Consider the following 14,649-nt stretch of genomic DNA (forward strand, 5'->3'; position numbering starts at 1 on the left):
TATCGCAACCTCAATGCCTTGTTGCTCACATTGACGGCAAGCATATTTCGGTCGAATCGTTTTAATTACCTTGATGTGCGCAGGGACGAATTCCAATGTCTCGCTATCACTTTGCCCCATTTGATGCCATGGGCTGATCATACTCGATCATTTTTCACACGTTATCTTTAAAAACAAAGAGATAAAAAAAGACTTGATTGATCTCGCCAGTGTGATCAAATAACCCTCTTTTTTCTTTGGCTCCCGACTTACTATGCTTAAACATCTTGATAAAATTACTGATTGCCGTTCCCATATAAATCAAGAACATGATGTCATTGATATCTGCTTTCTTGTACTTAGTGCTGTTATCTCAGGAGCCCAAAGTTGGGCTGATTGCCATGAGTTCGGCACATTGAAATTGGAATGGTTACGCCAACATCGCCCATTCGCTAATGGTATTTCCCAGCCAGCAAAGCATTGGCCGCATTTTCAGAGGCGTATCTAAACAATCTCTACTTGATGCACTGATGAGTTGGGTAAATGAGCACCGCATCAATACAGGGCAATCATCGATAGCTATCGACGGTAAAGTACTTAAAGGCGCCAAAGCATCCGCTTCAAGCTCAGCGTTACACATGGTAACGGCTTATGATACAGAGTCAGGGTTGGTGTTTAATGCAAAATCAGGCGCGAGCAAAAAGAGTGAACTCAAACTCGTTCAAGAGTTACTCACATGGCTTGATTTGAAATCGGAATTACTGACATTTGATGCCCTTCACTGCCAAACGCAAACACTTGATTATATAGTGAAAGAAGGTGGTGATTGCATTCTTCAAGTTAAAGGTAATCAGCCCAAACTCTACGAGTCTGTACAGGCACAATTTGCTGATTATATTGAAAAGTATCCTGATGCTGAATGTTATACGCAAGATGATAATGGCCATGGCCGAGTTGAAAAACGGATAACGTTTCAGTGTCCGTTAAATTTACCCGACGAAATGAAGATGAAATGGCCTCAACTAAAAACATTAATAGCAGTAGAACGTCATCGAAAAGTGGGTAACAAAACCAGTATAGACACGCACTTTTATGTGAGTAGTGCCGTGATGACTTCAAAGGCATTTGGATGCGCAATTCGGGCGCATTGACAAACGGAAAATAATCAGCATTGGCTTTTAGACAGTGTGCCACAGGCACATAGGATTGCAGCATAAGGATATACGCAAAGCTTATGGCTAAGCTTGAGAAGAGATGGTGGTAGGTCCACCGGAGTCTGCTGTCGGAAGCTGGCTTCAAACCGCTTCAAGCTGCGAGTATTAAGAGTACTGGTGGTGAGCGTTGAAGAAACGAGCGTTATAAAACGCTCAGGTATGAAATGAGAAGACGAGTTATCGAACCTATGATGACGCATCGTAAACCAAAGACTCGACATCAAAAGCCAGCAGTGTCTAAGGTTGGTGATAAATTTACAGGTTGCTCCGAAGGCTGTGTAAGTGGTGTCCGGTGTAGAGTAGGCGTGATCTCATTTTTAGGCTCTTTTCAGGAACTGTGGGAACCAGTCGTTAGAATGTTAAGGGAGAAATACAAATCACCAAAATGGTAAGTATGAGAGTACCAAGGTCTAGCACTGGGACGGAACGACTCGTAGTAGTAAGGAAGCGTTTGTAATGAACGTGGAGCGAAGGGGTCGTGTTAAACAGTATTCATCTTTTATCCAACTGCGCCTTGTGCAGGAGGAGATATTATGACGAATACGCATCGGTTTGAAATTGACAAGTGGCAGGTTGTAAGGGCTTACCAGCTAGTCAAAGCGAATAAAGGCGCTGCAGGCATCGATAAGCAATCGATGTCTGATTTTGAAAAAGACTTAAAGAACAACTTATATAAAATCTGGAATCGAATGTCATCAGGTTGCTATTTCCCACCTGCAGTTAAAGCAGTGGCAATACCCAAGAAATCTGGTGGTGAACGAATACTTGGCATTCCAACGATTCAAGACCGAATAGCACAAATGGTCGCAAAGCTCAGCTTTGAACCATTAGTTGAGCCTCATTTCCTTAATCATTCATATGGGTATAGGCCAAATCGGTCAGCGATAGATGCTGTCGGTGTGACGAGAAAACGCTGCTGGTATCAAGATTGGGTGTTAGAGTTTGATATTAAAGGGTTGTTTGACAACATTTCACATGAGTTGCTCATGAAGGCAGTACGTAAGCATACGGATTGTAAGTGGCTACTACTGTACATTGAACGATGGTTAAAAGCACCAATGGTGAAAGATGAACATGAGATAATAGAGCGAAACATGGGTACGCCGCAAGGCGGAGTAATAAGCCCAGTGTTAGCGAATTTATTCCTACATTACGTCTTTGACAAATGGATGCATAAAAATCACTCAGGAGTGAAGTGGTGTCGATACGCAGATGATGGGCTAGTTCATTGCAATAGCGAAGAGCAGGCACAGAAAATGCGAGCTGAGCTTGGGAAAAGGTTTAAAGATTGTGGGCTTGAGATGCATCCAACGAAGACCAAAATTGTTTACTGCAAGGATGGCACTCGCAAAGGGCAATATGAGAACACAGCTTTAGACTTTTTAGGTTACACATTCAGACCGCGACTATGCAGAAACAGGCATACTCAAGGTACCTTTATCAGTTTTACACCTGCTGTAAGTAAAGATGCACAAAAGGGGATGATAAAGAAAATTAGGATGTTAGCTATTCGAAAGCGAGTAGACTTAAGTCTTGAACAAATAGCTAAGTGGATAAACCCCATTATAAATGGATGGATTAACTACTATGGCAGCTTCTGTCGTTCAGAACTTTATCGTGTCTTCCGCCAGATAAACAAAGCGTTGATTTGGTGGGCAAGGCATAAATACAAAAAGTTAAAACGACGCAAAACGAGAGCCGGTAAATTTATGGAGAAAATAGCCGAAACTCACCGCCACCTATTTGCTCATTGGCGAATAGGAATGAGAGGATCCATGGTTTAATGGGAGCGGTATGAGTCGAGAGGCTCACGTACCGTTCTGCGAGGGGCTGCAGGGGAAGTTCCTGCGGTCTACTCTACCGCTATTTCAAGAAGATAAGCAAAAAATGTATGATGAGGATGGTGCCAGTATTCTGGCTATTTTAAGGCGATGGGCACTCAACTTAGTGAAGCTTCAACCAGCTAAAACCAGCCAGAATCAGAAATTTAATCGAGCCTGCTGGAGTGACGATTTCAGAGAAGAGATTATTTTCGGTACTGGTCAAAAAGTGTAATCAGCCCCTGGCTTCGTCATCCAATCAGCAAAGTGGATCACGGCGCACAAATAGTTGTGTATAGTCTTGTGAGCATATCCGAGATCTAGAAAATACTGAATAAACTCAGCTAACTCTGATTGCGGTAATCGTGCTGCCGCACGTCGAAACGATCGGGATTTTATATATGTTTGAAACATGAGTGGTTACCTTGCGGGATTACAGGAACCACTATTATGTGCATTTATTATTAAAGCACAGTACCAGGTTAGCTGGTTCTATACAGCAAAGGTGGGGTTACTGCACATAACGGGGAACTGCACATAATTTCGGCCTATCACAAACGGTTTTACCGCTCGCTCGCACGATTATTATCAATACTCAGTCTGCCATCATCCACATAACGAATGAGTTTGTGCCATTGATTAGCTAGGTAATTAGCCGCTTCTATTAGTTTGGCATTACCCACTAAATTTGGCTGGTTCTGCTCAAGCCATGCTTTTAGCTTGTCCAGTATAGGCACACTGGCTTGTTGTCTTGTCGTGTATTTATCATCCGCACTTTTATCTTTAACGCGTGACTCAACGCCGTACAGTTTTTGGATAAGGCTCAATACCACATCCGCTTTGCCGGTTTTATTTTTCCCTTGTCGCTTTTTCGCGTCGATAAATTTACGACGAGCATGCGCCCAACAGCCGATTAAGGTTGCCTCTATTTTGGCATAGGCCTGATAACCATCCACGTGTAAATACCCTTGATATCCATCAAGATAATTAACCACGCAGGCGGCCGCGCGACTATTGTGGAAGTCGTAAAGCACGATATTAGGGATAGGGTTATTCGGGTCTGGTGAATCTCGACCTGAACAATATACCACATATAACTGTTCACTTTATCGGATTTCACCACTTTCAATGGCGTTTCATCGGCAAACAACGTGGGCTGCTTTAACAGCTCGGCTTTAAGTCGCTCAACTAGTGGCGCAAACAGTGTGGCTGATTTATCTATCCAGCTGCTCATGGTCTGGCGACTGAGCTCAATACCGTATTGCTTGAACATGGCTTCCTGGCGATAAAGCGGTAACCCATATTGGTATTTACTGGTGATAAGCTGACTGAGCAAACTGCTCGTTGCAATGCCTTTGTTGATGGGCATGGCAGGCATTGAGGCTTGCTTTATCTGTGTTTGAATCGAGGATTTATCACAGTGACGGCAAGCGTACTTAGGCCGAATGTGCTCAATCACTTTGATTTGAGCGGGAATAAACTCAAGCTTTTCTGACTTATCTTCACCCAGTTTATGTAGCTCACCACCACAACAATTACAGGTTTTATCTTCGATATCGTGAATAACCTGCTCACGGGGTAAGTCTTTTGGCAGTGGCTTACGCACTGGCTTTTTACGGGTATAGCTAATGGATTGTTGCTCAGCCTCAGCGGCTTCAACCATTTCCTCCACTTCATTGAATAACTCACCTTGCCCTACAAAGCCTTCAGCACTTTTGCCGAATTGTTTTTGTTGAGCTAAACGCCAGCGCTCTTCCAAGGCTGCGATTTGTGCATCCTTCTGCGCTAACAGTTTTTCAAGTTCAGTAATGCGCTGTTTAAGGGCGAGTTCATTTTTCATGAAGCCTATTTTAGGCATAACAAAAGGCTTTCCAGTGCTAACTGAACGTCTTTTGATGATCATCAATCGATCGCCATATCTTTTGAATAATTAAAGCACTCCTGCGACATCAATTTTGCTGTGGCCAATCACATCATAACCAGCTAATAACCAGTGTAATTGTTGCTCGGTTAATGTCATGGTGGGTGACATGAGTTTAGGCCATTTGAACTTATGTTTATCTAATCGCTTGTACCACAGGGCAAACCCGGTGTTATCCCAGTACAGCAGTTTGAGTTTGTCGCGCCCTTTATTACAAAACACAAATAGCGCACCACTGAGCACCGGTAGTTCAAGCTCTGCTTCCACTAAGGCGGCTAAACCATTAATCGATTTACGAAAATCGACCACATCCGCACATAAATAAACGGGGGCACATCAACAAACATCTTCATGCCATCAGCCCTTTAATGATGGAAACGATATCGTTCGTTGCTAAATTGGCAGGAAACATTAACTGGCCTGTGCGGATATCAAACTGAACCACATTTTGATGAGTTTGCGCGCAGACTTCAGTGGTGGTTTGTTTTAACTGAATAAAACGTGATGATGTGGGGTTCGTTGTTTGCAGTGGCAAGGTTGAATTAGGCTGATACTCAGCCAGTAAAGCGCGCTGTTTATAGTAAGTGGTGATAGAGACATTATGGTGTTGGCAAAATTCGATATTAGTGCCACTAAACGAGCCGCGTTGTTGAAGTCGCATCTGCCACTGAGTAGTTGTTCTGTATGTTTTCATCACCTGCTCCAAATTTATCATTGAGCAGGTATTTTTAAACAATCAGAACATCGATGATAGGTGTACTTCGCTAGACGCATACCAAACACCCAAGGTAGGAGCCGGATGCGTTAGTAGTACACGTCCGGAACTGTGCGAGGGGTGAGCAGTAATGCTCATTCCTACCACGACCAAAGTAACAGGCAGATAAACTGGTTGAGTTGCACAAAGATTGGAGCCTGGTTGTCGGAAAGCTTCACAAGAAAATGAAAAATATGTTTAGGTGAGCTCATAGAGATGAGCTTTAACGGATATTTCTAAAAAATGTATAAAAAATGCTCTTGGTGTTATCAGGTTTAATAGCCAAATCAAACCTGAACACAGCCAAAGAACCACTCAATAAGTCGCGAAGACTACACAAAGCTGGTTCAAACCGAGAATGTCATATCCAGCAATCAAAATCTAAACAAAACAATAGATTATTGATAATCGAGTTCAATGCGACCACCTCAATTCTTAAGGTCCAGTCTATGTTAACGATATAGGGGCATCTCAACTGGTGTTATATCCAGTCGTAGCATCCAGTCGTTAAGCAAAGCCTGCATTAGCTGTGCAAATCCACGATAAAAATCGGTTTTGGCATTTCCGGTAATACAATCAATGACTCGTTGACTCCAGGGAAGCAAGTGTTGCCCGAGGAGAAGCTTTATCGCATCTTCATTCTCTTGTGAAAAGAATTCGGACAAAACACCCAGGATCAAAGCGAAATGATCCATTGGCTTGTTACCATCCAGCTCAAATTCTATGCCATAAGACTTGTAAAATCCCCGGACTGCAAGTGTGCTTTCACCGAACAGAAGATTATCTTTATCTGTGTATACAGACCCCCAGGGGTATGCTTTTTTGGTGCCGGGCCCAATGAACAGTTGATAATAGTCTCGCTCAATATCTTTCATAGAGTCTGTTTCTAAACTATTGCGGATCACATCACATGCAGAACTAATATCTGTATCAAATTTGGGCCACGCAGAAAGCAGTTCGGTTTCGTTAATTCTAGACAGAAAGTCAGCGGTGGGTATTTGGTAAAACACATTATGCAAAACACCACATACTGCGGAAGCATAGTTATGAGTTTGGCTCATATTTTCTCCAGGTTCAAAAAGTCGTACGTTGTCATATTAAAATGCAAATCTTAAATAGCCAATCAATTGCCAAGCCGTTTCTATCCTATATCGGCACAGCTTCTCCTTAAATGACTAGCCAGATATAAACTACCCCCCCCCTCCTTCCATGAATGTGAAAGGAGGGGGTATTCTTTTGTTTAACTAAATAAGAATAAGATTAAACCTCGTCAGAGTTAAGAACCTTCCCGTCAGAACTTCCGATAGGTCGAGCGTTAACATTATGTTTTACGAACAAGTTGGGCGTCGTAATGCTCGAAGATGGCAATGGGGCGATATTTCCTCGCTCAGAGTTGGGGTATTTTTTATTCAGCTCTTCGATTGTGCCAAAATCCAGTGCCCTCATAGGGCAAGCATCGACGCAAGAAGGGTTTTTACCTTCCAATAACCGATCATAACAAGCATTGCACTTGTTCATGGTCTGAGTCGCTGTATTAAACTGAGGAGCATCGTAGGGGCATGCTTCCGCACACGCGCCGCAACCTATACAGATTGATTGGTCGATATCAACAATCCCGTTTGATTTTTTATGGGCGGCCCCCGTTGGGCACGCTTTTGTGCAAGCAGGGCTATCGCAATGATTGCATCCGATAGACATATAGTACCCAAAAACATTACTTGTTAATGCGCCATTATCAGTTCTGTTATAGGAGCCTCCTGCGTACTCATATACTCTACGAAGGATTACTCCTACCGGACTATCATTTTTGTCCTTGCAAGCAATATGGCATGTTTTACAACCAGAACAAGCCGCGGTGTTTACGTGAAATGCATATTTATTAGTTGTCATTGTTCTGTCCTTATGCCGGCTTAATGTTTACGAGTATTGTGTGTTGTGGGTTGCACTTACCAAGCGGGGTTGGAACTCCCGATGTTAATGTGTTTGCACAGGCACCTTCATCAATACCGTTTACATCATTATAATAATTACCTTGTCGCATGATCATAACTCCGGGTATAACTCGCGGCGTCACCCTCACTTTAATTTTTATGGTGCCACGCTTTGAGCTGACCAAAGCCATTTTCCCATCATTAACATTGTATTTCTCGGCATCTTCAGGATTAATCCATATGACGTTAGAAACAGCCTCATAAAGCCAGGGGTAATTGAAGCTCGAATGCACTCCCCCTTTTGTATGGATACCATATGCTTGCAATGGGTAGTCTTTGCGCGTTTCCGTATCAAGTGGCCCTTCCCTGGTCGAAATGAATTTCGGAATAGCGGAGATCTCATCACCCTCTGGTAACTCCCACTCGTCTGCGTAGGTTTGAATGGTCTCTGAATAGATCTCGATCTTCCCGGTTGGGGTAGGTAGCTTATTTGCACCACCAGAAGAAACATAATCTTCCAGAATAACGCTAGCCAGATTGGTCGGAATGGTAACAGGCCCGCCAGCACAGAACTCGTCATAGGTCTTAGGGATCAAGTTATCGGCATCTGAATTTATGCTAACGAAGTATCCGCGCGTTGCATGAAACACATGTTCACACCATTCTTCATATGACTTTCCTTGCGCATATTCTTCCTCTACTCCAAACCGTTTCGCTAGCTCAAGGCAAACATTAAAGCAGTTTTTGCCGTTGACATGGCTTTCTATTGATGACGTTGCAGGAACGAACACACTGTTCTGAGACCTGGTGCTAATCGTCATATCCCGTTCTTCTAAGTCCATCAGGTCGGGCAACAGTATGTCCGCAAACTTAGCCGATGGAGTCATTCTGACGTCATGCACGACGATAAATTCAACCAGTGATTCATCACGCAGTATCTCTGCACATTTGTTGGAGTCGCCATGTTGATTGATCAGACAGTTGCTGGCGCTAGCCCAAATAAACTTAATATTTTGCTCTAGTTTGTCTCCACCTCTTAGTCCAGCATTTTTGTCTGTCATCTTATCGCCTTCAAGGCAAGCTTGAGGCCACATATAGAAAGATATTTGTGTGCTTACTGGGTTAGGCAGCCATGGAATTCCCATAGCAAAAGGAGAGCCGTAGAAGGCATTTGGCGCCGTAGAGTCGTTAGTTCCTGGTTTACCAACTTGCCCCAGTAAAAGAGGTAACATCATCAATGCTCGCGCGGTGTTTTCTCCATTGGCATGACGTTGAGGCGCATAACCTGACGTGATGAAAGGTGCCTTAGCAGACCATAGCTTTACAGCAAGTTCACGAATGGTGTCTGCGGGGATGCCGGTAATTTCTTCCGCATATTCAGGTGTTTTAACAACACCATCAGGTCCATAGCCAAGTATGTGTGATTTGTAATCGCTATTGGGAGCGGCTGATGCAGGTAAGGTTGTTGAGTCATACCCTACACAGAGGGTATTCAGAAACGCTTCATCCGCTTTATCATTGGTAATGATCTCGTAAGACAGCGCCTCAACCAACGCGGCATCGGTACCAGGAACAATCGGGATCCATTGTGACTCTTTGCCCAATGTGGAATCAGTGTAGCGGGGATCGATGAGGATAATTTCTTTAGATTCTGCTAACTTGGTCCATTCATATGATTGTCCGGCACCCGACATTTGGGTTTCATTTGGGTTAAAACCAAAACCAACAATTAAATCACTATCCCTTGCTATCGATAGGTTACTCCCTGAAAATCTTTCTACGCCGTATGTACGCAGGCATGCCTCCTCTAAGCCTGCATAGCTATAGCTATAGTAGTGACCTAGGTATCCCCCCACTAAACTCAACAGATTGTTTAGCCACGGCGCCGGTGATAACCCATTCATGCCCGACATGATTTTTCCTGAGCCTACAGGCACGTAAAGTGACTCATTACCATATTTTTCAATGGTAGCTTTCATGTTTCCGTAGATTTCTGTGATTGCTTCATCCCAGCTAATCTCTACAAACTCACCGGAGCCGCGCGGACCCACTCGCTTCATCGGCTGTGTCAACCTGTCGGCGCAGTTTGCCTTCTGTTTTCCTGATCTTCCTCGTAAACATGCCCTGTGTTGTGGCATTTCATCTGTATCTGCTTCCATGTCATCTGATTCGATACGGACAAGGACGCCATCCTGAGTGACTGCTTTGATAGGGCAAGTGGCATAGCAATTAACGGTACATCCATACCAGTTTATTTTTTCTGCTACTTCAGCCTCTGGTGGTGATAAAATTTGTGACTTTTCACTACCGCACGCAGTAATGCACGAAGTCGCGCCAACGGCAGCACTGAGTTTTAAAAAATCTCGTCTTTGCATGTTTTTATCCTTAGTTGTTTTATAACGCATAGCTCAGGGTTAGCATCAGCTGATGCGCCTGGAAGTTGTTGTCGGTATCACCCAGCGTGACCAAGCCATCGATAGCCAGCGGTGCCACCTCGGTATAGTCGGTGTCATACACACGGATATAGCGGTAACCAGCTTCGACGAGGGTGGTCTTGTTGATCTGGTATTGTGCAGTCAGTGCAACCTTGTGTTGCCAAGCGGTGTAATCACCAAAGGGCGATTGACCCGTGACTGCTGTCTCTGACTTCGACTCGGAGTAGTCGTAACTCAGGGTGAGTGATAGCTTCTGATCAAGCAGGTTGCTATAACGACTGCCCATACCGATGTGACTAAAGCTGTCTTCGGTTTCTCCCATCCAGTCAGCGGTAGTGAATAACTGGCTGCCGGACTGGTCGCTGTCTATCCACTGCTGGCCACCGTAGAGGCTGAAAGAGAGGTCGTTGTTGTGATTGTAGTTAACTGCTAAATCGTAAGCGGTGTCTTGTGACCCGGTCAGTCCGATTTCAGTGTCGGTGTAATCGTCATCGCTGTAACGTGCACTCAGGTCCAGATTGAGGTTATCTGTTGCGCTATAGCTGGCGTTGGCGGTGAGCTTGTTACTCTCCTTGTCTGCCAGATGGAACTTACGCAACAGCGGGTTATCAATCTCAGAGGTGTAGCGATTGGAATCATAGGTAGAGCCATCGCGCTCGCTGACTTCGCCTTCCAAGCTGAGCTGCAACTGTGGAATGCCTCTGTAGCTTACTTTGGCGAACAGACGGTCCTCTTCAGTGGTTTCCCTGACTGAGTGACTGCGCTCGTTCTCTTCGTATTCGTAACCACCAATCAGTGTGGTTTGTGAGTCTAAGCGATAGCGAGCATCCAGCAGATAGCGTTGCTTTTCACGGTCCAGTGCGACATTGGTTTGGGTCGCACCGTATCGAGTACGGTTGGTGCGATCATAAATAAAGGTACGCTCTGGCGTCTGGTTATCTCTGTCCAGATAGTTGAATTGGGCTCTTAGTCTAAGGCCTTTTATTGGCTTTGCCGAGATTAGTAGCTTGCCATCGGTGGTTTTGACTTCACCGCCCAGATGAGTGATACCGTTGGGCACACTGGATAAGGTGTAATAGTCCTGGTCCTGATACAGCCAGCCTTTGCTCAGCTGGCCAGTAATGCTAAAAGCGTTAAAGCGATACTGCCCTTTGGCTGTTATTTGATGGGCTTCGTTTTCAGGGGCTCCGCTTTGCAGGGTACCGTTATCATCGGCAGAGTTGATGCCCTTGTAGTCATTTTCAAACAGACTTGCCTGATAGTGTACCGAGGCATTCCACTGCTTGCCTTTGACTGCTGCACCGGTCTGGATGGTTTGGGTTTGTGTATCTAAAGGCTTAACAAAGTTAGCCGGACGACGATTGAAGTTAGTTGGGAAAACGCCAGCCTGAGTGGAGCTGACCTGTTTGCCGGTTTTCTCTTCCAACTGATAGTTGAGGTAAGCGCTCCAGAATTGCTGCTTGAACTTGCTGTTCAATTGCCACTGCTCACGCTTTTTCTCTAGCGAAGTGGTTTGAGGGCCGGTTAACTCAGTCAGCACCTCATCGTCGAAGCCATAAAGCGCCACAGCATTATCTGCATCCACTTTGAGCTGGCTGAGATAGTCCAGCCCTAATGTCAGACCCTGGCTTTTATACTGAATATTTCCTGAGCCTGTTTCTAAACCCAGGTTGTGTGCATTGACCTTGATTCGATTATCACCGGGATAGACCATATCCGCTTGCAATGCTGCCGCGTCTTCGCTGTCTTCACCGAAGGCATTAGCAACGTTTTTGTCGTCGTTTTCGGTCCAGACAGCACTCAGACCATAAATCCCTTTAGCCGCGGGTACTTCACAACGCTTACACTGCCATTTGGTTTTTCTGACCTTTTTGGTATTGGCATCACTTAAATCAAAGCCATTCGCATTGGCCATCCCTGCCTGTAACAGTGCTAATGCGAGGATACTTAGTTTGGTTTTCATCTCATTTCTCCTTAGCGTTGCAGCGCACTGCCAGATGGATGGTTGGAGCCGTGTATCTGGCTGTGACAGTTCAAACAGCTTTGCCCTGAGGTAAAGGCACTGTTGTCATCGCCATAAGCGCGACTGGAGTGTTCATCGTTGGCATGGCAGCTCTGACACAGCAGAGGTGCACGTTGATTCAGTAGATTGTCATTCACACTGCCGTGCGGGTTATGACAGGTGGTGCAGTCCTCAGTCACCGGCTCATGCTCCCACAGCTGCGGACCGCGCTTTTCTGCATGACACTGGTAGCAGGTGTCGTTGAGGCTGGTTTGCTTCAGGCTGGCATCAGTCATGGAGCCGTGGGCGGCGTGGCAGTCGGTACAGACCATCTCGCCAGCGGATGAATCTGTCGCTAACGGATGAGCACTGTGTTTGTTGATATCCATTTTCTGCTCAGTGTGGCAGTCGCTACAGACCGATACCTGTTTGGCGCGATTCAGAACCGGATCACTGCCGGTATGAATCGAATGACAGCTGGCGCAGGCGATATCGACATCCGCGTGCAAGCTATCCTGCCAGTGCATCCGCTCATCATCCTGATGACAAGACAAACATACGGTATCTTGCAACTCGCCGGAAACATTACCGTTTTCACCAAAGGAAATCATCGGCTCGTTCTTGCCCTTATGGCGGCCACGGGGGCCGTGGCAGGTCTCGCATTGCAGCTGTACCATGGGTGCATCACTGCGTTCCAGTGAGCCATGAACACCACTAAACAGAGCTTGCACCGGCGCTTCATCACCGTGGCAGCTCAAACAGGTGTCGGCCCCCTTGCTCGAATACTCGCCCTTGGCAAACTTCTTCAGGAGTTGAGCTTCGATATCTGCAGTAGCTGCATAGGCTCCCGGCGAGCCAAATAGCGCTAAAACAAGCGCCATCATGAGGGATAAAGCTGCGCTTAACCCTCCACTTCCTCGCCTATACTTTTCTGGGTATTGTTGTTGCATTTTTCCCTCTATTTTTCTCTGAGCAATACGGGACGGGTGTTTTCGGAACAAACAACCTGCCTATTGACTTGCGAGGTAATAAGAGTACAAATAATCGGCGCTGACAACGCACGTCGTTAACATTCTAATTTTTAATTTTCCCTCTGTGACAGTCTTCAAGCTTTCAAGGGCAAAGCCTTGCTAAAAAAACTAAAGTGCAGGTATGGTGGATATGGATGACTGGCGCAGTGGCATGCTAAATAACTAGAGATAGTCAATTTGAATATATCAAAATTTATAGCCGAACTAATTGAGACGGGGTTATCTGAACACGAATTAAACCAAGTAATTAACTGCTACTCCATATTGACCATAAATGAAAAGGAAATTAAAACCCTACCAAAGCGCGACGGCGTTTTTTATGCTGTATTGAGTGGTTATGGATTGCAGATGACGCAGTACACTGACTTGCTATCCACATGTAGCAGCCCTTATTTTAAACATATGACTCTCCCATCAACCCTCTTAACTGTAAAAGCTCTGGTTGATTCTGAGATTATCGCCCTGACCCCATCAAAAATAGACAATGAGTCTTTAAGACGCAAAGTCATCATCAGTCTTTATAAATCGCAAGTGGCAATGCTTGAAGCTACCAGAGCAGTAGCTAGCCTTAGAACTGTGCTAGAAAAAAAGGAGCATATTATACTCATGTTGTTGTTTATCTTTGTTCCACTAAAGAAATACGGATACACATCAATAAACATTAGCATTCAGGATGCCTCTCTCCTTACGGGAGTTAGCAGGCAGCATTATTCCAGAATAGCAGATGAGCTAAAGAAAGAAGGGATTATTAAAAGGTATTATGCACAAATAGAAATTCTGGATATTAAAAAGTTAGCAGCCCAATTGGACCCATATGTAACGGCGTTTCTCAATACATTAGCAGCCAAAGTGGACCCAGATGTAGCGGCGTTTTTCAAGACAGTTGTCGCCTAAATTGTTAAGCAGCTTCTTTATGTTGCTCTGGATTTAACTCCACAGCGCCTATTGGCTGCCAGTTTCGCTCTTCTTTTGACCATCGCTCTGGATGTTCATTTCTTTTTGTCTGATACAACGCTTTTCGCTTCGCCAGTATTCCAACATCAAGACCATCATGCCATTGGTTTGGTGTCACAAACTTAATCCTGCTATGGCGATGCTCGTTGTTGTACCAACAAACAAATTCATTGACCCATTTACGTGCTGCTTCTAACGACTTAAAACCTTCACTAGGCCAACGTGGATGATACTTTACCGTTCTAAATAGCGATTCTGAGTACGGATTATCATTACTTACCCTTGGACGGCTTCGTGAGGTCACAACGCCTAAATCGTACATCTTAGCTGTAACCGTCTAGCAAACCACACCTATTTTTTAAAAATCCAGGGTAACAAGCTATCGATATTGGGTTCTGGTTTACACAGTTCATCAAGGCAAACCATGATGTAATCAAATGGAATTAGACCATTTATTTTGGCGGTTTCCACAATACTGTAGAGCGTGGCACTAGCATGAGCCCCATTAGCTGTCTGACTGAATAACCAATTTTTTCGGTTATGTTGATATCAACATAACCGAAATTATGTGCAGTTCCCCGTTATGTGCAGTAACCCCACCTTTGCTG

Annotated in this window: 8 protein-coding genes and 7 pseudogenes; 4 read left to right on the top strand and 11 right to left on the bottom strand. The window is 44.8% G+C overall.

The features are described from left to right. Window positions 1–135, bottom strand: a pseudogene (locus ACWXWT_RS16600) (IS66 family transposase zinc-finger binding domain-containing protein); the annotation flags it as partial. Between the two features lie 118 nt (window positions 136–253). On the opposite strand from ACWXWT_RS16600, the pseudogene ACWXWT_RS16605 reads away from it, so the two are divergent. The 3 genes and pseudogenes from ACWXWT_RS16605 to ACWXWT_RS16615 all read left to right on the top strand — a co-directional run. Beyond that, window positions 254–1,127: pseudogene (locus ACWXWT_RS16605) on the top strand (ISAs1 family transposase); the annotation flags it as partial. 599 nt (window positions 1,128–1,726) lie between these two features. Beyond that, the gene (gene ltrA, locus ACWXWT_RS16610; protein ID WP_456042687.1) at window positions 1,727–2,977 is read left to right on the top strand and encodes a group II intron reverse transcriptase/maturase; all 1,251 of its coding nucleotides are present in this window, start codon (window positions 1,727–1,729) and stop codon (window positions 2,975–2,977) included. Between the two features lie 79 nt (window positions 2,978–3,056). Next, a pseudogene (locus ACWXWT_RS16615) lies at window positions 3,057–3,248 on the top strand (ISAs1-like element ISSpu13 family transposase); the annotation flags it as partial. Between the two features lie 328 nt (window positions 3,249–3,576). Here the strand turns inward: ACWXWT_RS16615 and tnpC are convergent. The 8 genes and pseudogenes from tnpC to ACWXWT_RS16655 all read right to left on the bottom strand — a co-directional run bounded on the left by tnpC (window position 3,577) and on the right by ACWXWT_RS16655 (window position 13,006). Next, window positions 3,577–4,916, bottom strand: a pseudogene (gene tnpC, locus ACWXWT_RS16620) (IS66 family transposase). Between the two features lie 27 nt (window positions 4,917–4,943). Then, window positions 4,944–5,249 (bottom strand): annotated as a pseudogene (gene tnpB, locus ACWXWT_RS16625) (IS66 family insertion sequence element accessory protein TnpB); the annotation flags it as partial. A 34-nt stretch (window positions 5,250–5,283) separates the two neighbouring features. Beyond that, on the bottom strand, window positions 5,284–5,628 hold the full coding sequence (locus ACWXWT_RS16630; protein WP_456042688.1) for an IS66 family insertion sequence element accessory protein TnpB: 345 nt from the start codon (window positions 5,626–5,628) through the stop codon (window positions 5,284–5,286). Window positions 5,629–6,140: 512 nt separating this feature from the next. Continuing rightward, the gene (locus tag ACWXWT_RS16635) at window positions 6,141–6,749 is read right to left on the bottom strand and encodes a TorD/DmsD family molecular chaperone (RefSeq protein WP_456042689.1); all 609 of its coding nucleotides are present in this window, start codon (window positions 6,747–6,749) and stop codon (window positions 6,141–6,143) included. 199 nt (window positions 6,750–6,948) lie between these two features. Then, on the bottom strand, window positions 6,949–7,578 hold the full coding sequence (locus ACWXWT_RS16640; protein ID WP_456042690.1) for a DMSO/selenate family reductase complex B subunit: 630 nt from the start codon (window positions 7,576–7,578) through the stop codon (window positions 6,949–6,951). Window positions 7,579–7,588: 10 nt separating this feature from the next. Beyond that, window positions 7,589–9,994, bottom strand: coding sequence for a DMSO/selenate family reductase complex A subunit (locus ACWXWT_RS16645; RefSeq protein ID WP_456042691.1), 2,406 nt, complete (start codon window positions 9,992–9,994; stop codon window positions 7,589–7,591). A 19-nt stretch (window positions 9,995–10,013) separates the two neighbouring features. Next, window positions 10,014–12,017, bottom strand: coding sequence for an MtrB/PioB family decaheme-associated outer membrane protein (locus ACWXWT_RS16650; RefSeq protein ID WP_456042692.1), 2,004 nt, complete (start codon window positions 12,015–12,017; stop codon window positions 10,014–10,016). A gap of 11 nt (window positions 12,018–12,028) precedes the next feature. Then, window positions 12,029–13,006, bottom strand: a complete 978-nt coding sequence (locus ACWXWT_RS16655; RefSeq protein WP_456042693.1) for a DmsE family decaheme c-type cytochrome — start codon at window positions 13,004–13,006, stop codon at window positions 12,029–12,031. A gap of 258 nt (window positions 13,007–13,264) precedes the next feature. Between ACWXWT_RS16655 and ACWXWT_RS16660 the strand changes: the two genes are divergently transcribed. Then, the gene (locus tag ACWXWT_RS16660; RefSeq protein WP_456042694.1) at window positions 13,265–13,981 is read left to right on the top strand and encodes a Crp/Fnr family transcriptional regulator; all 717 of its coding nucleotides are present in this window, start codon (window positions 13,265–13,267) and stop codon (window positions 13,979–13,981) included. A gap of 4 nt (window positions 13,982–13,985) precedes the next feature. Here the strand turns inward: ACWXWT_RS16660 and ACWXWT_RS16665 are convergent. Both ACWXWT_RS16665 and ACWXWT_RS16670 read right to left on the bottom strand, forming a co-directional pair. Further along, window positions 13,986–14,378 (bottom strand): annotated as a pseudogene (locus ACWXWT_RS16665) (integrase core domain-containing protein); the annotation flags it as partial. A 14-nt stretch (window positions 14,379–14,392) separates the two neighbouring features. Then, window positions 14,393–14,578, bottom strand: a pseudogene (locus tag ACWXWT_RS16670) (transposase domain-containing protein); the annotation flags it as partial. Window positions 14,579–14,649 lie beyond the last annotated feature (71 nt).

The organism is Shewanella sp. A22 (assembly GCF_053850585.1).